9 protein-coding genes are annotated in these 19,654 nt (G+C 55.6%); 5 read left to right on the forward strand and 4 right to left on the reverse strand.

Annotated features, from left to right (window positions below; translation table 11 throughout):
- Positions 1-233 precede the first annotated feature (233 nt).
- Together D7X94_RS10555 and D7X94_RS18475 are read left to right on the forward strand one after the other, a co-directional pair.
- A complete protein-coding gene (locus D7X94_RS10555; RefSeq protein ID WP_120427685.1) occupies positions 234-2,552 on the forward strand; it encodes a LuxR C-terminal-related transcriptional regulator in 2,319 nt (772 codons plus the stop codon).
- Positions 2,553-2,569: 17 nt separating this feature from the next.
- Positions 2,570-7,375, forward strand: coding sequence for an S-layer homology domain-containing protein (locus D7X94_RS18475; protein WP_158590996.1), 4,806 nt, complete (start codon positions 2,570-2,572; stop codon positions 7,373-7,375).
- A gap of 432 nt (positions 7,376-7,807) precedes the next feature.
- Here the strand turns inward: D7X94_RS18475 and D7X94_RS10565 are convergent, their stop codons facing one another.
- The 4 genes from D7X94_RS10565 to nifJ form a co-directional block, all read right to left on the reverse strand.
- On the reverse strand, positions 7,808-8,857 hold the full coding sequence (locus D7X94_RS10565) for a M42 family peptidase (protein ID WP_120427686.1): 1,050 nt from the start codon (positions 8,855-8,857) through the stop codon (positions 7,808-7,810).
- Between the two features lie 84 nt (positions 8,858-8,941).
- Positions 8,942-9,787: a DegV family protein gene (locus D7X94_RS10570; protein ID WP_120427687.1), complete on the reverse strand. Its 846-nt coding sequence runs from the start codon at positions 9,785-9,787 to the stop codon at positions 8,942-8,944.
- 745 nt (positions 9,788-10,532) lie between these two features.
- Complete coding sequence (locus D7X94_RS10575; protein ID WP_120427688.1) at positions 10,533-11,009, reverse strand: HIT family protein; 477 nt, start codon at positions 11,007-11,009, stop codon at positions 10,533-10,535.
- Between the two features lie 174 nt (positions 11,010-11,183).
- The gene (nifJ, locus tag D7X94_RS10580; protein WP_120427689.1) at positions 11,184-14,855 is read right to left on the reverse strand and encodes a pyruvate:ferredoxin (flavodoxin) oxidoreductase; all 3,672 of its coding nucleotides are present in this window, start codon (positions 14,853-14,855) and stop codon (positions 11,184-11,186) included.
- 981 nt (positions 14,856-15,836) lie between these two features.
- On the opposite strand from nifJ, the gene D7X94_RS10590 reads away from it, so the two are divergent.
- The 3 genes from D7X94_RS10590 (at position 15,837) to D7X94_RS10600 (ending at position 19,590) form a co-directional block, all read left to right on the forward strand.
- Positions 15,837-17,174: a hemolysin family protein gene (locus tag D7X94_RS10590; protein ID WP_120427691.1), complete on the forward strand. Its 1,338-nt coding sequence runs from the start codon at positions 15,837-15,839 to the stop codon at positions 17,172-17,174.
- A gap of 2 nt (positions 17,175-17,176) precedes the next feature.
- Positions 17,177-18,562: an MATE family efflux transporter gene (locus D7X94_RS10595; RefSeq protein WP_120427692.1), complete on the forward strand. Its 1,386-nt coding sequence runs from the start codon at positions 17,177-17,179 to the stop codon at positions 18,560-18,562.
- A gap of 179 nt (positions 18,563-18,741) precedes the next feature.
- Positions 18,742-19,590, forward strand: coding sequence for an AraC family transcriptional regulator (locus tag D7X94_RS10600; RefSeq protein ID WP_120427693.1), 849 nt, complete (start codon positions 18,742-18,744; stop codon positions 19,588-19,590).
- Positions 19,591-19,654: the final 64 nt, after the last annotated feature.

The raw sequence follows: 19,654 nt of genomic DNA on the forward strand, positions 1-19,654 counted from the left end.
AGAAAAGGGGTTGAAATTTCAAAATGAGCGCAAATAATTGTTTAGCAAGCAAGCAAGCAAGCAAGCAAGCAAGCAAGCAAGCAAGCAAGCAAGCAAGCAAGCAAGCAAGCAAGCAAGCAAGCAAGCAAGCAATAATTGCGCCCATTTTGACCCCATACACGTAAAAACCGCAGGAGCGCCCAGGCGCAGCCTGTGGTTTTTTGCGCATATTTTTAGGACGGAGGTGTTAAGCATTGGAGCAGTACATCATGCCGGGGAGCGCGTACCGCAAGTTGAGAGCGGCAAAATCTCTGGGCCAGATTGCATATATTTATGGTGCCACAGGCTACGGCAAAACCGCCTTTGTACAGAAATATTTCGGCAAGCGCCGCTATGCTTACTTTGACTGCGGAGACCGGCGCTGGGGCAGAGATGACCTTCCCTGCTCCGGCACCGTGGTTCTGGACGGTCTGCATCGGTTGGACAAAACGCGCCGGGAGCTGGTTCGGGAACTAATAAACAGGCCGGACATTTGGCTCATTTTTATAAGCCGCAGCCCGGTACCGGCCTGGCTAATGCCTGAGTATGTGAACGTGGGATTCATGATGATCCACGAGAGCGACCTGCACCTTGGGAAACGCGAAATTGCCGGATATCTGGACGGCATGGGGATAGCATACACGGCAAAGGGACTGGAGTGTTTGACGGAATCCTCTGAAGGAAATGCCTATATCATCCGTCACGCGGCGCTGAAGATGGATGAGGGGATGGAGCCGGGGCCACAGATGCAGAAAGAGATTCATGACGCTTTCGCCAGGTATCTCCGTGATTATGTGATGATTGATTGGGACAGCGACCTGCTGGAATTTCTCATGGAGATAAGCGTTGTGGATGAATTTACCCTACCGCTGGCCGAACTCATCACCGCCAGCAAAACCGCCTCTATCATGGTGCAGAAGGCTGCGGAAACCGGCAACTTCCTCTTTCAAAATGGAGGGGCGTACCGCCTGCGGCATGTGCTGTTAGACGCTCTGCGGGAACGGGCCGCTCTGACCCTGGGAGAGGAACAGCTCAGAAACTGCCAGAAAAACGCTGGGGTCTGGTATGAGATGAACGGTCAGATCTCTCAGGCGTTGGAGATGTACGAGCGCTGCGGGGCCTATGCCCAGATCCGAGAGCTGCTGGTGCGCAATGCCCGGGTGAACCCCGGCGCGGGTCACTACTACGAGCTGCGGCGGTATTATCTGAATATGGACGAAGCTGAGGCGGCGAAAAGCCCGGTGCTCATGGCCGGGCTTAGTATGCTCCACTCCATGCTGATGGACCCGGAAAAGAGCGAATACTGGTACGATAAGCTGTCGGAGTTTGCCAAGACTGCCCAGGGCGGGGCAAAGCGGGAAGCCCGGAGCCGCCTGTACTATCTGGACATCGGCCTGCCCCATAGGGGGAGCCAGGACGTGCTGAAGATCATGTTGAAAGCTCCCGCTATGCTCTTTGACCAGGGCATACACTTGCCGGAGTTTTCTGTCACCAGCAACGTGCCCAGCACCATGAACGGCGGCAAGGACTTCTGCAAGTGGAGCCGGTCGGACAGGGCATTGGCGCGGACAGTCGGCCCATTGGTGGAGCGGGTGCTGGGACGGTACGGCAAGGGGCTGACAAAGATTGCCCTGGGGGAGAGCCTGTTCGAGAAAGGAGAGGACTCCTTCGAGGTGCTGGCCCTGCTCTCCCGGGGGCAAATGGAGACTGAGTGCGGCGGCGCGCTGGAAATAGCCTTTTCAGCGGCAGGCCAGCGGGTGCGGCTGATGGTGCTGCAGGGCGACCTCATGAGCGCAGGGGCGATACTGGACTCCTTCCAGGCTGCGGTAGAGGAACAGCGGGTGACACAACTGCTGCCGAACATTCGGGCTATGCGGTGTAGGCTGGCACTTTATGCCGGGGACATTGAGGGCGTCAGGGAATGGCTGTCTGAGGCACCAAACGAGGACAAGGAGTTTATCACCATGGAGCGCTACCGATACCTTACGAAAGTCAGGTGTTATCTTGCGTTGGGCGAGAACCTTAAAGCCCTTTCTCTGCTGGAAAAACTCAGCGATTACGCGGAACGCTGCCAGCGCACATACATCCGTATGGAAGCCGGAGTGCTGGGGGCCATCGTCCGACGCAGGCTGGGGACGGAGTGGGAGCCCATGCCGACCGACGCCTTGGACGAAGCTGAGAGCTATCAGTTCGTGCGGCTCATCACAGAGCTTGGCCCGGCGATACTGCCGCTTCTCAAGACCCAGAGCCGGGCGGGGCCATGGTTCAAAAAAGTGCTTGAGGAGACACAACAAATGGCCCGGCGGTACCCTGGGTACCTTTCGCCCAGGAACGCCGCCCGGGAGGATTTTTCAAGCACGGCCCTGGAGATTTTGCGTTTGCAGGGCGAGGGGCTTTCGGCCACGCTGATCGCTGAACGGCTGGGGATGAAGGTGGACAACGTGCGATATCACATCAGGGAAAACTACCGCAAGCTTGGGGCCGGGGGCAAGGCCGAGGCCATCGCCGCCGCCCGGGGCTTGGGGCTGATATAAGAACGGAGGTATTCAACATGAAGAAATTATTGGCGACTATTGGAATTCTGGCACTGTTCCTTTTCGGGCTTGCTGTCGGAGCAAGTGCGTCGGAGGCAGCCACACAGGATAAAATTATTGACCTGACCAATGATACTTCTCCAAGCTCCGGCCCCGGCTGGACATGGACAGTTGACGGCACAACAGGAACGCTGACATTAAACGGCCTGAATATGAGTGCCAAGCCTAATGCGTTTGAGGAAGGGAGACCCCTGATACGTTTCCCAGAATCAATAAAGACGATAAATCTTGTCTTAACCGGAAACAACAAAATTATAAAGCAAGAGACTTTCCAGTGTAACATTTTTTATGCCAAGGAGAAAAATGTCACCATCAGCGGCACGGGCTCTTTAGCGTATAGTTCTGAAGACACAACCAGCACCTTGTTTTACTGTGATACCCTTACGATGGAGGGCGGCACAATAACTATAGCGGAAGGTAGCTCGGCAGCCTACTTGTTCCACACCCAAAAGAACCTAACCATCACCGGCGGCAGTATGACTTTTAACTCTACCTATGGCATCCGCTCGGAAATGGGCCCTCTCAACATCAGCGGAGGCGATATAAACCTCACGATGACAAATAAGGGCTATGGAATATGTGCGGGGCCAAACGCGTCAGGTGATGCTGCCGGTATGGGTTCCCCAGCCATCACGATCTCCGGCGGTACGATAAAAACCGACGGAAGTATCTCCGACGCCTGGTTCAAGGGCCTGTCCATCACCGACGGCACGATAAGCGCGGATAATGAAGTAAGGGGCAACTTATTCTACAATGGTTCACCTGAAAGAATGGTTTTGCCTGAAAACTTCTCCACCGGGCAGCTGTCCACTACAAACGCCTTTGCGCTGGAAATCCCCGCAGGCAAAACTCTGGAAGTTCCCGCAGGTGTGCATATCCGCACAAACCATCTGATAAATGGTGGAACGCTGCATAATCACGGGCGAGTGACGGCAAACAACAGATATGCGGGTGAGGGGACAATTACCGGCGGAGGGCTTATAGATTTCACGTCATACTATTGGGAGGCTGTGAACAGTCATGCGGTAAACGCAGTGCTGAATCGGAGCGGTACAGGTAGTATTGATGGAACAGGGTACTGCTACGTTTATGGAAACGCCACATGGAACTCTATCTGGGGCTATGCTCCCAAGAGCATGTACATCCCTAAAGATGCGGTGTTGACTGTTCCCAGCAGTACGAACATACAAGTGACCGGCGCGATTACCATCCACAGTGCAGACAGCCTTAATGGACAGGGCACTGTCACCAGTGCGGCAAACAAATACTATATAGAGTATAGTGCTGACAGTCTTACCCCAGCAGATGAGATGGACCTGACCTATGACGGAACCAATCTGCGTCAGCAAGTTAAGGAGCAGGCAAAAAGAAAAACTCCTAACCAGACTATATTGCAGAAAACATTTTCTTTGGACGGAGATAATCTTGCCGTAGGTTATTTATATGGAGGAAGTGCCTGCCCCGCCGGAGGAGGCGGCAATCACTATATTGAGTATAACTATGATGTGGGGCCGTCCCACCGTCTTAATTACCGTCACTATTTCACCGTGAAGAAACTTACAATAACCGATGATACCGTGCTTGAAAAGACACTAAACTTAGGTACTTCTTATACAGGTTCGCCTGTTAATTTCCCGGAAACTTTTTTGAAAGTAACGCATAACGGGAAAAATATTCTTATCAACGGTAATTTTGACGTAACCTACACCAACAATGTTGAGGTCGGAAACAACGCTCTCATCACCCTAACCGGCAAAAACAACGTGGAAGGAACTCTGACCCTGAATTATACAATCAGCCCCAAAAATCTGTCCACGAAAGAGATTATAATCGCTCCACCAGAAAAGGTTTATGATGGAACCACAGCAGTCCAGGCAAAGGATGTGCTCTCCCTGGCAAATTTGGATATTGTTGAAAGGGACAAAGGGTTTGTGGGGATAACTGCCGATGTAGCCTTTGACACAAAGGATGTTGTCGAGGGAAAAAACGTCACCATTAGCAATATTAAGCTGACCGGGGAAAAAGCTGGGAATTATGTGTTTCCTTCCTACATCACTCTCCCCAGCAGCACCACAGGCAAAATCACCCCGGCCCCGCTGTCTGTGAAGGTTATAGGAACGGATAAGCCCTACGATGGCAGCACCTCCGCCCAGGTCATGGTAGAGTTTGAGGGGCTCCAAAACGGCGAGACCCTGGCAGATGGCGACTATACCGTAACAGCCGCGTTTGACAGCCCCGATGCTGGAACAGATAAATCTGTTTCCGGCAGTGTTACCTTAAACGACACCGATACCGCAGGAAACTACACGCTGGAAAGTGAAGTTTTCCAAACCACTGCCGATATCACCAGAGTCAACCTTACACTGACAGCGCCCACAGCTTTGGCTATTGAGTACGGCCAAACCCTGGCAGACGCTCGACTTTCGGGGGGCAGCGCTGAGAATGGGGGGCAGACGGTAGAGGGGACCTGGTCCTGGGCACAGCCCCATACCCGCCCGACGGAAAGCCAGGATTATCCTGCCAAGTTTGCTCCAAATGACACAGCAAACTATGCCGTAGGAGAGAGCCAGGCGGCGGTCACCGTAAACCCTGCCCAGCCCAAAATCGTCATTACAGCGCCCAGCCACCAGCAGGCCGGGCATACCGTAGCTGTGGCAGCACGGTCGGTAAACCCCCATGACCCGGACTTCACGGATGGACTCCCTGTGCCCAGCCTGACATATAAAGTCGGAGAAAACGACGAGGAAAAGCCGCTTACGGACGGAGTACTGCTCATTCCGGAGGGCACAGTGAAAGGAACGGTCATCACCATAAAGGCATCGACAGCCGAGGTTAGCGGGAAATACAGCTCTAATCAAAGCACATTTACCATCACTGTGGTGGACAAAGCGGCAGTTACCATCTCAGGCATCGTGTTGGAAAACAAGACCTATGACGGCCAACCGGCAGCTTATAGCGGCACACCAACTGCCATAGATGAAAGCGGCGCCTCGGCAGATGGCCTGACATACACTTATCAGTGGAAGGACGCAGAGGGCAGCCTTCTGAATGAAGCTCCCAGGGACGCTGGCAGCTATTCACTAACGGTTACCGCGGAGAGCGATACTCATATGGGTGAAACTACGCTCCCCATCACCATTGCCAAGCGTCAGCTTGCCTGGGACGTTTCAGGACTTGCCGCCTCCAAACCTCAAACCAGCCAGGGGGAGGCGGCGGTTTACGGAGAACTCAACCTTTCTGGTGTGATAAACGGCGAAGTAACGCTGAATGTTACCGGTTCACTGACTACAGATGGACTGGCAGGTACAAAAGAGCCCGGCAATTACGATGCCGCTGTACGTGGCACTTGGAGCTTTGACCCGGCAAGCCCCCGAAACTATGAGCTTCCGGATGAAAATGAGCCTCCCATGGTGAGCGCCAGGGTTACCGCTGTTCAGAATTTGGAGACCCCACCGGAATCGACCCAGGATAAGCAGTTCAAGCTGGAGATGGAAACTGGGATTTCCACCGTCCCAGCTGGATTGAAGGACATGGATAATCTGAACACACCAGCAAAGCTAGAAATAGCCATGAAACTTGAGGTCACAAAAGCAAACAGTGCCGTTGTTGAAGAAAACACCGTTGTATACGACGTGTCGCTGCTTGTCAGCACGGATGGCGGTACTAACTGGACTACAGCTACAGCGGACAATTTCCCGGCGAACGGCCTCACCGTTACGCTCCCTTATCCAGATGGGACGGGGCAAAACACCCATGACTTTGTAGTGACCCATATGTTTACCACCAGCGACTTTGGAAAAACTCCTGGCGAAACAGAGAAACCAGTCGTTACCAAGACAGCTAAGGGGATTCAATTCAAGGTCACCGGCCTATCTCCTATCGCGGTGGGCTGGGTAAAGAAATCAGGCGGCTCAAGCGGGGGTGGCGGCTGGTACCCCTCTGTCAGCTATTATGATGTAAAGGTCGAGAAAGCGGAGCACGGCACAGTCTCTGCCAGCCCGGCAAGCGCAAGCTCGGGTAGTACCGTGACCCTGACCGTAAAGCCCGACGAGGGCTATAAGCTGGACAAAATCACCGTCACCGACAGCCAGGGCAAGGCCGTGGAACTCATCGAAAAGGACGGCAAGTGTACCTTCAAAATGCCTGCCCGGAGCGTGACGGTACAGGCCGGGTTTGTCCTTGAGCAGACAGTAACGCCCAGCCCCTCGCCGAAGCCCTGGGAAAACCCTTTCCCGGATGTGAAGGACAGCGAGTGGTACATCAAGGCCGTTGAATTTGTGTGTATGAACGGCCTGATGAGCGGCTATACCAACGGCAGGTTCGGCCCGAACGACACCCTCACCCGGGCGCAGTTCGCGCAGATAATCTACAACAAGGAGAGCAGGCCCCAGGCGGAGGGCGGTAAGTTCAGCGACGTAACCACCGGCTGGTACGCGGACGCTGTGAACTGGGCGGCGGCAGAGGGCATCGTCGCCGGGATAGGCGGCGGGAAATTCGCCCCCGACCGGCCCATCACCCGGCAGGACCTGGCGGTTATGCTCTGGCGTTATGCCGGAAAGCCCGAGCCGGGGAAAAATGAGCTGGATTTCGAGGATTCCAATCGGGTCAGCGGATACGCCTGGAAAGCTTTATGCTGGGCCAGTGAGAACGGCATTGTCAGCGGCAGAGGGAACGGCGTGCTGGACCCGAAAGGGAACGCGACCCGGGCTGAGGCGGCGCAGATGGCGATGAAGTATTTAGGAGAGAGGATAGACCAAGAGTAAGAAGATAAAGAGGTCCATGAAATCCATGTTGAATTTATCACACTAACTATGTAAAGATAAGGAAGAATGCCTGGAGACAGAAAGTCCCGCTTGGATGAATGCTGTGCACTTCATTAATCCAGGCGGGACTTTCTGTTTTTCTTACCCTATTCGGTCTTTTTTACTTCTCCCCTAAGAATATCACGCTTTTCCGGGGGATTTTACTTTGCGGATTTCGGGCCGATGGACTATATAGTAAACGCACTTGAAAACCGCGTGGATTGCTTTTCACTAGAGCCTGTTCACACAAGTAGAATATTCAGATTTTTGAGGAGGTTTGGCCAGGTTCAAGAAAAAAAGCGCAGGCAATCTCGTGATTGGCAAACTTTTTCGACGCGGAAGCTGGCCAAATCCACCGAAAAGATGGGTATGATTACTTTGTGTGAACAGGCTTTAGATCGTGCAGAAATGGAAGCCCTTGTCCATCTCCTGAGATAGCCGAACCAAAAAGGCGCTGAGCAGGTGGATGCAGTTTTCGATGTCTTTCCAGCTGCCCACCTCCACAGAGCTGTGCATATATCGCAGGGGGATGGATACCAAAGCCATGGGGATGCCCTCGCCAACCCGGTTTACGGTGTCTCCATCCGTGCCGGTTCGTCCAGTGGCCACTTCCCACTGGAGGTCCAGTTGAAGCTCCTCCGCAGTTTCCCGGAGCAGGGCGTTCATCTTTTTGTTCACGACAGACGCGATACATAGAACCGGCCCGCCGCCCAGCTTGACTTCCCCTGTATCGTTGGGGCTTGTGCCGGGAGCGTCACTGGCCCAGGTTACATCTACGGCGATGGCGCAGTCAGGCAGAACACGGGTCGCGGCATAGTACGCGCCCCGTCCGCTGGTTTCTTCTCCCACGGTGGTAGCCGCGTAGATGCCAATGGACGCGCCTTGCTTTGCGGCCTCCTTTGCAGCCTCCAGCACCACGAAAGCCCCGGTGCGGTCGTCCAGAGCCCGGCAGGTAAAACAATCATTCAGCAGCTCCCGAACCTGTACGTCTGCGCAGACAGGGTCGCCGACAGAAACCGCCTTTTGGGCTTCCTCCTTAGAGACCGCGCCAATATCCACCAGGAGATCGGAGGCCTCAGTCTTGTCCTTTTTCAACAGATCGGAGGAAGTGGCGATCACGCCGCTGACCATGGTCCCCTCATGCCACACCTGCACGGGAGAACCTAGATAGAGCCGGGGTCGAACGCCGCCCGCGCCGGTGAGATGAAGCAGGCCGGAGCTGTCAATGTGCGTGACCACAAAGCCAATTTCGTCAATATGGCCGCAGAGAAGGATCTTATGCTCGGCGTCAGGATTCACCACAGAGATGGCGTTGCCGCTGGGGTCAGTGTGCTGGGCATGGGCGAAATCTTTGCCAAAGTCCAGCGCTTTCTGCTGGATGGCGTCCTCATAGCCGCTGATGGAGGGGGTAGATAAAAGGTCTTTCAGAAATTCTCGGTTCATAGTGTTCCTCTTTTCTGGGGGTATGATGATTTTAATAGACATTTTTCAGATAGATGATGGAAGGGGGAGGGGACCGGTGGAGCCTCAGTCTCTTGTGAAAAAGGCCACCGCAATCGCGCCTGGCCCTACATGGGTGCCAATGGTTCCGCCGACCGTACAAACCGGAAGGGCGTCGGTATGATCCTGCCAGAGCTGGCGGCTGTCCGCAATATATTTTTGCAGCAAGGCGTCGCTCAGTCCTGTGTAACCCAGACGGTAAGGGCGGTGGAAGTCCACTCCGGCGGTCTTTTCGATTTCCTGAACTAGCAGACTGTTGCCGTTTTTAGAGCCTCGGGCTTTCCCCAGCACCACCACTTCGCCCTCGCGCACCGCCACCACCGGCTTCACAGACAGCAGGCCGCCCACCAAGGCGGTAGCGGGGGAGATCCGTCCGCCCCGCTTGAGATACTCCAAAGTATCCAGCAGGGCTATAAGCCGGACCGCCTTTTTTTCTTTCTCCAGGCATCCGGCGATTTCCTCCGCGCTTTTCCCTTGGTCCAGGAGCTCGACAGCTCGCTCCACCAAGATCATCTCTCCAATGGTGGCATTTTCGCTGTCCACCACATAGACCTGCCCCGGATAGTCCTGCGCGGCCAGACAGGCGCTCTGCCAAGTGCCGGAGAGCTTTTTCGACAGCGTGACCGTGACCACGGTTTCCCCAGCCGCCACGGCGCGCTGAAAGGCCTCGGAGAATTCTCCGGGGCTGACCTGGCTGGTAATCGGCAGCGTGTCCCCCTCGATTAAATATTCATAAAACTGTTGGTGAGTCAAATTGACTCCGTCCTGATAATGCTGGTCCTCAAAACTGATCGTCATGGGCAGCACGGTGATTTCTTCCCGCTGAGGGGATACGATGTCAGAAGCGGAGTCGGTAATAATGCGAATCGGCATACGAACACTCCTTTCAAATCAGGATAGCGGATGGAAGCATGGGAAGCCCCCCCGCTGTTTCCATATTATACTTTTAAAGAGTATTTATGGGGGAACGGCGCGCGGAGCAGCTTGGCGACAGGCACACAGCTGGGCACACCGCGCCAAGCAAGACGAAATGAGCAGGCTGGGTTTCGCGGTAGTGTCAAAAAGATAAACACTCGCGCAGCTCGGTTTATCTTTCCGTTTTCCTGAGCAAAACTCGCCAAGCTGGGATACTGCGCCCATAGCTGGCTGGCTCCGCGAGTCTTGCCTGCCGGCTCGGTCGGTTCGTAGCTTGTCTGCCACTGGCACACAGCGCCCCCCTGGACCCGGCAATGTGATCGGCTTTTGCGCACTCAGCTAACCAGGGTAAAATGTTTTGCAGACTTCGCTTTGCGAAGTCTTAGCTTTCTTCAAAAGCTCGCGGGGGGTGGGGCGGAGCCCCATGACCTTGTAACACCTGAGAAGCGCATTTTGGGCGTGTGAATAATAGTTAACACTCGCTGTGCTCGGTTAACTATCCGAGTTTTGCGAAGCAAAACTCTTAAGAGGCCCCTTTTTGTAAGAGAAAAAGGGGCCTGGTCCTGGAACATGCTAACTGCGCGCACAGTATCGCGGCCAAAAGCTCCCGTCCGGCCGTGTGCCTGTTCCCCCAGCCACCTCGCGCGCCGTTCCCCCCATAAAAAACTCAAAAAGTATAACAAACTGTACCCGCAGGATCCGGCTAATTTCGGGAATCTGCCGCCAGGAGCTTTTCCAGTTCCCGCAGCAGATCTTTTTTCATGCTGGCCAGATCATCTTCTGTGGGGCGGTTCTCGTCCTGATACATCAATTCCATGGGATACCACCAGACAGGACCCGCGCCATGATTGCCATATTCTCCGATATCCCCTTTTCTTCTTGGATATAGATGCCAGTGCAGATGAGCCGCTCCCTGGCCCAGGCACTCATAATTCATTTTCTCCGCGCCAAAGGCGTTCTTTACAGCCTGTGAAACCAGGATCATTTCTTCCATGAATTTTGCGGCGAAATCCTTTTCCAGATAGAAAAGCTCAGTCTGGTGCTGCTTGCAGAGAAAGAGGGAGTACCCCCTAAAATGCTGGTTGTCGCCGATCACGACATAACCGGTTTCCAGCTCTTTGACAAAGTATGGATTCTGTCCGGCCTGTATCATCTGAATTCTATCGCAAACCAGGCACATTTCAAAAGCCTCCTTTCATGAAAAAAGCCCGCCGGTCGTCCGGCGAGCCTTTTTCATCTTGTGTCAGCCAAAGTCAACGGGAACAAAACCTCCGGCACTTTCCAAAAAACTGCCACAGCCATAGACCGTCAGTTCCCGTCGGCCCCGCGTTCAAAACAGAAAGCAGGGAATGAATTACTCGGCCATCTTCTTCAGCTTGGCGTATTTCTCTTCGGCAAACTTCTCAGCGTCGGCGAACAGCTTTTCGGCGCGCTCCGGGAAGGAACGGGTCAGGCTGTTGTAGCGCACCTCGCCCATAATAAAGTCGCGATAAGAGGCGGAAGGCTCCTTGCTGTCCAGCTGGAAGGGGTTCTCGCCAGCGTCAGCCTTACGGGGGTCGAAGCGGAAGTTGTGCCAGTAGCCGGCGGCAACCGCCTTCTTCTCTTCCACCATGGAGATGCCCATGCCGCCCTTGATGCCATGGTTGATGCAGGGGGCATACGCCAGGATGATGGAGGGGCCGTTGTAGCTCTCGGCCTCGTGGAAAGCCTTAATGCACTGGTTCATGTCCGCGCCCATGGCAACCTGAGCCACGTACACATAGCCATAGCTCATGGCGATGGCGGCCAGGTCCTTCTTCTTGGTGGACTTGCCGGTGGCGGCAAACTGGGCCACAGAGCCGCAGGGAGTGGACTTGCTGGCCTGCCCGCCGGTGTTGGAGTACACCTCGGTGTCGAATACCAGCACGTTGATGTTCTCGCCGGAGGCCAGGGCATGGTCCAGACCGCCGAAGCCGATGTCATAGGCCCAGCCGTCGCCGCCCAGAATCCACACGGACTTCTTGGCCAGATAATCCTTGTCTTTCAGGATCTCGTTGCACAGGTGGCAGGCCTCGCAGTCGCAGTACTTCTGACCCGCAGCCTTCTTGGCCTCGCACTCCTTGATATGGGCGTCAGCGGCCTCCCGGCTGCCGAACACCTTCACGGCGTCGTCGGACTTGGCCCAGTTGATGACCCAGTCCAGAGAGGCGCGGCTATACTCCAGAGCGGCGATGTAGGCCTCTGCGGCAGCGTCGTTGGCCTTAGAGTCGTTCATGGTCTCCAGCCAGGCCTTGCCGGTATCCTTCACTTCCTGCTCCACATAGTCCACGGCAATGAGCTTCTCAGTCAGCTCAGCCAGACGGCCGCGCACCGCGTTCTGGGCCAGGCACATGCCCAGACCAAACTCGGCGTTGTCCTCGAACAGGGAGTTCTCCCAGGCGGGGCCGTGACCCTTCTTGTTCACGGTGTAGGGAGTGGCAGGCGCGGAACCGCCCCAGATGGAGGAGCAGCCGGTGGCGTTGGCGATGAACATCTTGTCGCCGAAGAGCTGGGTGGCCAGCTTGGCGTAGGGAGTCTCGCCGCAACCGCCGCAGGCGCCGGAGAACTCAAGCAGGGGCTGCTTGAACTGGCTGCCCTTGACGGAGGTCTCCTTGAACTTCTCGGCCACAGCCTCCTTGGCGGGCAGGTCGATGCCGTAGTTGAACACGGCCTGCTGAGGACGCTGGGAGTCGATGGGGGCCATCTGCAGGGCCTTTGTCTTGGCGGGGCAGGTGGTGACGCAGCTGCCGCAGCCGGTGCAGTCCAGGGTGGAGATCACCATGGCAAAGTGCATGCCGGGCACGCCGGTCATGGGCTTGCTCTTGGTGCCCTCGGGGGCGGCGGCCAGTTCCTCGTCGGTCATGGCGATGGGACGGATTACCGCGTGGGGGCATACATAGGAGCACTGGTTGCACTGGATGCAGTTCTCGGGAATCCACTCGGGAACGTCCACGGCCACGCCGCGCTTCTCATAGGCGGCCGTGCCCTGGGGAGAGGTACCGTCGGCGTACTTCTCGAAGGTGGAGACAGGCAGATCCTTGCCGTGGAAGGTGTTCACCGGGAATACCACATTGTTCACATAGTCCACCACATCCTGACGGCTGCCGGTGGCAACGGCGGGGGTGGAGTCGTCAGCGGCGTTCGCCCAGTCGGCGGGCACGTTGACCTTGGTATAGCTGTTGGCGCCGCGGTCGATGGCGTCGTGGTTCATCTTAACGATGGCCTCGCCCTTGCGTCCATAGGACTTGGTGGCGGCGTCTTTCATATACTGGATGGCGTCGGCCTCGGGAATGATCTTGGCAATGGAGAAGAACGCGGACTGGAGCACCGTGTTGATGCGGGTGCCCAGGCCAATCTCTTTGCCGATCTTGAATCCGTCGATGGTGTAGAAGTTGATCTCGTTGTCCGCAATAAACTTCTTGACCATTCCGGGCAGGCGGGCGTTCAGCTCCGCGTCGTCCCAGGCGCAGTTCAGCAGGAAGCTGCCGCCCTTCTTCAGGTCCTGAACCATGTCATACTTATCCAGATAGGCGGGGTTGGAGCAGGCCACAAAATCCGCCTTGGAGATATAGTAGGTAGACTTGATGGGAGTATGGCCGAAACGCAGGTGGGAAACCGTCAGGCCGCCGGACTTCTTGGAGTCATAGTCAAAGTAGCCCTGGGCGTACATGTCGGTATGATCGCCGATGATCTTGATGGAGTTCTTGTTGGCGCCCACGGTGCCGTCGGAGCCCAGGCCCCAGAACTTGCAGCTGGTGGTGCCGGCGGGGGCGGTGTCGGGATCCTCCTTCACCTCCAGGGACAGATGGGTCACATCGTCCACAATGCCGATGGTGAAGCGCTTCTTGGGCTCAGCGGCGTCCATGTTCCGGTATACGGCGATGATGTCGCTGGGCTTGGTGTCCTTGCTGCCCAGGCCATAGCGGCCGGTGTACACGGGGCACGCGCCGAAGGGGGTGCCGTTGATGGCGGCCAGCACGTCCAGGTAGAGAGGCTCGCCGATGGAGCCGGGCTCCTTGGTGCGGTCCAACACGGAAATCTTCTTTACGGTGTCCGGCAGCGCGTCCAGGAGATAGCTGGCCACAAAGGGACGGTACAGATGCACTTTCACCAGGCCAACCTTCTCGCCGGCGGCGGTGAGATAGTCGATGACTTCCTCGATGGTCTCGCAGGCGGAGCCCATGGCGATGATCACCTTGTCTGCGTCAGGAGCGCCATAATAATTGAAAGGCTTGTAGTCGGTGCCGATCTTCTCGTTAACCTTGTTCATGTAGTCCACTACAACGGCGGGCACGGCGTCATAGTACTTGTTGCAGGCTTCGCGGGCCTGGAAGAAGATGTCGCCGTTCTGGGCCTGGCCGCGCAGCACGGGATGCTCGGGGTTCAGGGCGTGGCGGCGGAACTCGTTTACAGCGTCCCAGTCCAGCATATCGCCCAGGTCCTTATAATCCCAAGTCTCGATCTTCTGAACCTCGTGAGAGGTGCGGAAGCCGTCGAAGAAGTGCAGGAAAGGCACCTTGCCCTTGATGGCGCTGAGATGGGCCACGGCGCCCAGGTCCATAACCTCCTGGGGAGAGTTGGCGCACAGCATGGCGTAGCCGGTCTGGCGGCAAGCGTAAACGTCGGAGTGGTCGCCAAAGATGTTCAGAGCGTGGGTGGCCACGGTACGGGCGGATACATGAATGACGCTGGGCAACAGCTCGCCGGCAATCTTGTACATGTTGGGGATCATCAGCAGCAGGCCCTGGGAGGCGGTATAGGTGGTGGTGAGAGCGCCCGCGGCAAGAGAGCCGTGCACAGCGCCCGCAGCGCCGGCCTCAGACTGCATTTCGGTGACGCGCACTTCCCGGCCGAACAGATTTTTGCGGCCTGCGGCGGCATACTTATCGGTTTCGTCGGCCATCACGGAAGAGGGGGTGATGGGGTAGATGGCGGCAACGTCGGTGAACGCATAGGAAACATGCGCGGCGGCGGTGTTGCCATCCATGGTTTTCATTTGTCTTGGCATTTTAACGATTTCCTCCTTATGGGATGATCGGAACTGGGCGTTGCCGGCGCGGCAAAGCCGGTCCAACCTGCGCCCTTACAAGTTCTATTCTACCATCATTTCCGGGCCGTGTAAAGGTCCAAATCTCATATTTTGTGATTTTTTTATGGCTCGTCACAAAATAAACTGGGGATTTCCGGCCTTTTTGAGGGCAAAGGGGAAAGAGAGGCCTTGCAGAAGGAGAAGCGCCGCCCGTTTCCCCAAAAAATCTTTTCAAAAAGAAGCCCCTTTTGGGGGAACTTTATTTTATTCTTTGTCTTTAGTCCTATTATGTCCACCCGATACACCGCCTGATCCCCTGCGCGCGGCGGCGCATTTCCAGATTTCTCGCCGGAAACTCACTCTACACTGTCATATAGCTTCGCGCCCAGGATTTCAACCACAATGCCATCGCGATATGGCTTAACCTTTCCTTCTTTTTCCGCCTCTTCTTCAGGAATCAGCGAATGCACCTTCGTTACCCGGTACGTTAGGGATCTGTATTGGACGCTTCCGCTGCCGTCCAGCCGCAATCTGACGGGAAAAACAAAACCGCTAAAGCCAGGACCATTGCCAGCGCGATCAGCAATCCTCTTTTTTTCATAATGGAGTCCTCCCTCGCGATTATACGCTTTGCGTACATTATATCATGGAGAATTCTCGGTTTCAAGAAGCCGTTGGCAATGAAATCCCCAAAGGGAATGTCCAAAACGAGGAGTTATTTTTTGAGTAATGGAAGGCCTCCGTCGCAAAGGGCGCGACTACGGCAAGGTCGTGGGGCTTTGCGAGTCGACAGACGAGACCAGGTGAGAAGAACCCCTGAACCGCCGGAGGCCAAAACATCATTCAAAAAATGCGCTCTCTGGACACTCCTATCCCCAAAGCCTCTGTTGACAGATTCCCTGTTTTAATATACAATTACAATAATCAAGAAATTCAATTTGGAAAGGAGCCCGAACCGCCATGCCAGAAGACCCTGACGGTTTATCTATTTTTACTCTGCTGCTGATGTTCGCCTGTCTTGCTCTTTCCGCCCTGTACGCCGCCGGAGAGTCGGCTGTGAACAGCCTTTCCGCCTCCCAGGTGAAACGGGATGCGGAGGCGGGAGACAAAAAAGCCAAATCGCTGGCAAAGACCATTCAGGCCCAAGTCAGCGTGGTTTCGCCGCTGCAGTCCGGGCTGTTCTTTTGCGGCCTTCTGGGGCTGTCTTTTTGTGTCGCCGCTTTTTACGGCCCCTTATACAGCGCTTTCTATGCCCTGGAGGGGCATCTCCGGAGCGTGCTGGCGGGGCTTCTGCCCGCAGCGGCCTACATCCTGGTGTTCTTTATGTTTGCCGATCTGCTTCCCAAGAAAGCCGCCCGTCATTCGGCGGAGCGGTTTGCCTACCGTCATGCCAAGCTAATCCGGCGGATGTCCAAGTCCGCCATGCCCTTTTTGTGGTTTACCAGCGGGGTGGCCAACTGCTGCCTGCGCCTGTTCCGTATTGACCCCCACAGTCTGGACGATGCCGTAACAGAAGCGGAAATCCTCCAAATGGTAGGGGAGGGGGAAGAAAGGGGCGTCATCGAAGAGACGGAAAAGGACATGATCGCCAATATCCTGGACTTTAACGATACGGCTGCGGGGGAGATCATGACCCACCGCACGGATGTAGCCGCTGTTCCCGACGACGCCTCTATCAGCCAGGTGGTGGCCGTGGCCATTGAGCATGGCTGTTCCCGGGTTCCGGTGTATCATGAGGACATCGACTCGGTAGTGGGCGTCTGCTATGTGAAGGATCTGCTGCCCTATGTAGGAATCCAAGTGCCGGAGGCCGCCTCGGTGGTCCAGCTGATGCGCCCTGCGTATTTCATCCCGGAAACCAAGAAATGCAGCCAGCTCTTTACCGAGATGACCGAGCGGAAAGTGCAGATTGCCATTGTGGTGGACGAGTATGGCGGCACGGCGGGGATTATCACCCTGGAAGACCTGGTGGAATCCATCGTTGGCAATATCCAGGACGAGTACGATCACGAAGAAGAGGAAATCCGCCAGGTAAGCGAAACAGAATTCACGGTGGACGGCACGGCCTCTATCGATGAGATTTCCGATCTCACCGGGGTGGAGCTGCCGGAGGGCAATTATGATACCATCGCCGGGCTGGTTACCGAGATTTTGGGCTATATCCCAAAGCAGGGGGAGCATCCCCAGGTACGGGCGGAGGGGCTTTCCATCACGGTTTTGGAGATTGATGACCAGCGGCTTTCCCGCCTGCTCATCGTGAAGGAACCGCCTGTTGTGGAAGAGGAGGATGAGGATTGAATATGGATCGGGCAAAAGAGAAGAAACAGGGGCGGGACCTGGGCTCGGACAGTATCGGCAGGCTGATGTTTTCTTTGGCTGTGCCCGCCATCACGGCCCAGGTGGTGAACATGCTCTACAATATTGTGGACCGGATTTACATCGGGCATATTCCGGAAACCGGGGCGCTGGCCCTGACCGGGGTGGGAATTACCTTTCCCATCATCATTCTCATTATGGCGTTCAGCTCTTTGATTGCCATGGGGGGCGCGCCCCAGGCGGCTATCGCCATGGGGGAGAAGAACCTTGAAAAAGCGGAAAAAATCCTGGGCAACTGCTTTGCGGCTCTGCTGGGGTTTTCCGTTGTGCTGACAGCCGTGTTCCTGGTGTTTGGAGAGCCCATTCTCCGGGCGTTTGGCGCCAGCGGGAATACGATCGGCTACGCCAACAGCTATATGCGGATTTACGCCTGCGGCACGGTTTTTGTGCAGATCGCGTTGGGCATGAACATGTTCATTACCACCCAGGGCTTTGCCACCACCAGCATGCTCACGGTGGTAATCGGCGCCGCGCTGAATATCGTCCTGGATCCTCTTTTTATCTTTGTGTTCCATATGGGCGTGCAGGGGGCGGCGCTGGCCACGATCCTGTCTCAGGGAGTTTCGGCGGCATGGGTGCTGAAATTTTTATTGGGCAGAAAAACCGCCATCAAAATCCGTAAGGAGCATATGCGGATCGACCCCAAAATCATTCTGCCGGTAATGGCCCTGGGGGTATCTCCCTTTATTATGCAGAGCACAGAGAGCCTTCTCAGCGTGGCGCTGAACACCTCGCTGCTGAAGTATGGCGGAGACGGGGCGGTGGGCGCGTACACGGTGATTGCCAGCGTGATGCAGACGGCTAGCCTGCCCATGCAGGGGCTCTGCCAAGGGGCCCAGCCGATCACCAGCTTCAATTATGGCGCGAGGAATCTGGACAGGGTAAAGAAATCCATCCGGGTGCTGGTACTGTGTACATGCACCTTTGGCGTTCTGTTCTGGCTTGCGGTTATGCTGGTTCCCCAGGTGTTTGCCGGGCTGTTCACCAGCGATCAGGACCTGATGACCATGACGGTCTGGGCCATGCGGATTTTCCTGTTCGGCATTTTTTCCATGGGAGCCCAGATGGGATTTCAGCAGAGCTTCGTGGCCCTGGGACAGGCGAAGGCCTCTTTGATGCTGGCGCTGCTGCGAAAAATCGTGCTGCTGATTCCGCTGATCTATATTCTGCCGGCGTTTTTTGAAAACAAGCTTTTTGGTGTGTTTGTGGCGGAACCCATTGCGGACATTACCGCCGCCCTGGTTACCAGCGTTTCTTTCCTTACCTGGGCGAAAAGGCATCTGGACGCCGGCGGGAAGAGGGAAACCTGAAAGGCCGGAAGCGGGAACAAAGGCCCCGGAATTCACTTTGCCGGATAAGAAGGGAAAGCCAGATACCAACGCGGCGGATGTTCTGGCCTATCTGCGGGAAAACTGACTGAAACCGCTGTCAATATGTTAAGAAGCCGTACCAATTCTATCGGTACAGCTTCTAAGAGGAGGTCCCGCGCATGGCCATGCCCCTGAATCCTGAACGGTTCCACTGGACAGATTATGTGTCGGACGCAAAGCAGAGCTTCTATACGGCCGACCTTCTTTTGGACCCAGGCGGCGCGATTCTGCCCCATTGCCACGACTACTACGAGTTTTTTATTGTATTGCAGGGGGAGTTTTCTGAAATCTGCCGGGAGGGAAGCACGAAGCTCTCCCGCCGCCAGGGCCATATTCTGCGTCCCGCAGACAGCCATCTGCTGAGAAATGATTCCCGGAAGCCTGCCGTCCTGCGCAATATCGCCGTTTGCCGGGACAGCTTTGAGGGCCTGCTGTCCCATGGGGGCTTTCCGGAGCCGCTGGGACCATACCCGTATTTTTCTCTTGAGGAGAACGCGTTTTCCCAATACTGCTTTGAAACCGAACGGGCGCGGCAGCCGCAGATGCTGGCGGATACGCGGCAGTTTCTGCTGGGCCACGTATGCGGCACGGTTCTCATCTCCGCCTGCATTCCGGACAATCCTTTTGACGCGCCCCAATGGCTGCGGACTCTCCATGAGGAAATGAAGAAGGAGGAAAATTTCACCCTGGGAATCCGGCAGATGCGCAATCTCTCTGGGCGCAGCCAGGAATATCTGAATCGGGCGTTCCGAAAATACTATGGCCAAACGCCCAGCGCCTATGTGAACGGTCTGCGTCTTTCCCACGCCGCTTTTCTCCTTCAGACCACAAAGACATCTGTGCTGGATATTTCAGCCGCCTGCGGCTTTGAAAATCTCTCCTGGTTTAACCGCCTGTTTAAGGAATATTACCGTCTCACGCCCACAGAGTACCGGGCGAGAAAAAATTTCTTTTTCAGGTCAATATAATATCAGTCACGGCTGTTTTACGCAAGACGTCCGCTTCCTTCCCGCATATAATAGAAGCCGTACC

It is taken from the genome of Acutalibacter sp. 1XD8-33 (assembly GCF_003612555.1).
Lineage (GTDB): Bacteria > Bacillota > Clostridia > Oscillospirales > Acutalibacteraceae > Acutalibacter.

Coding starts and splice junctions, on each gene's coding strand:
- D7X94_RS18475 (WP_158590996.1), top strand. CDS start 2,570: ATGAAGAAATTATTGGCGACTATTGGAATTCTGGCACTGTTCCTTTTC.
- D7X94_RS10565 (WP_120427686.1), bottom strand. CDS start 8,857: ATGAACCGAGAATTTCTGAAAGACCTTTTATCTACCCCCTCCATCAGC.
- D7X94_RS10570 (WP_120427687.1), bottom strand. CDS start 9,787: ATGCCGATTCGCATTATTACCGACTCCGCTTCTGACATCGTATCCCCT.
- D7X94_RS10575 (WP_120427688.1), bottom strand. CDS start 11,009: ATGTGCCTGGTTTGCGATAGAATTCAGATGATACAGGCCGGACAGAAT.
- nifJ (WP_120427689.1), bottom strand. CDS start 14,855: ATGCCAAGACAAATGAAAACCATGGATGGCAACACCGCCGCCGCGCAT.
- D7X94_RS10590 (WP_120427691.1), top strand. CDS start 15,837: ATGCCAGAAGACCCTGACGGTTTATCTATTTTTACTCTGCTGCTGATG.
- D7X94_RS10595 (WP_120427692.1), top strand. CDS start 17,177: ATGGATCGGGCAAAAGAGAAGAAACAGGGGCGGGACCTGGGCTCGGAC.
- D7X94_RS10600 (WP_120427693.1), top strand. CDS start 18,742: ATGGCCATGCCCCTGAATCCTGAACGGTTCCACTGGACAGATTATGTG.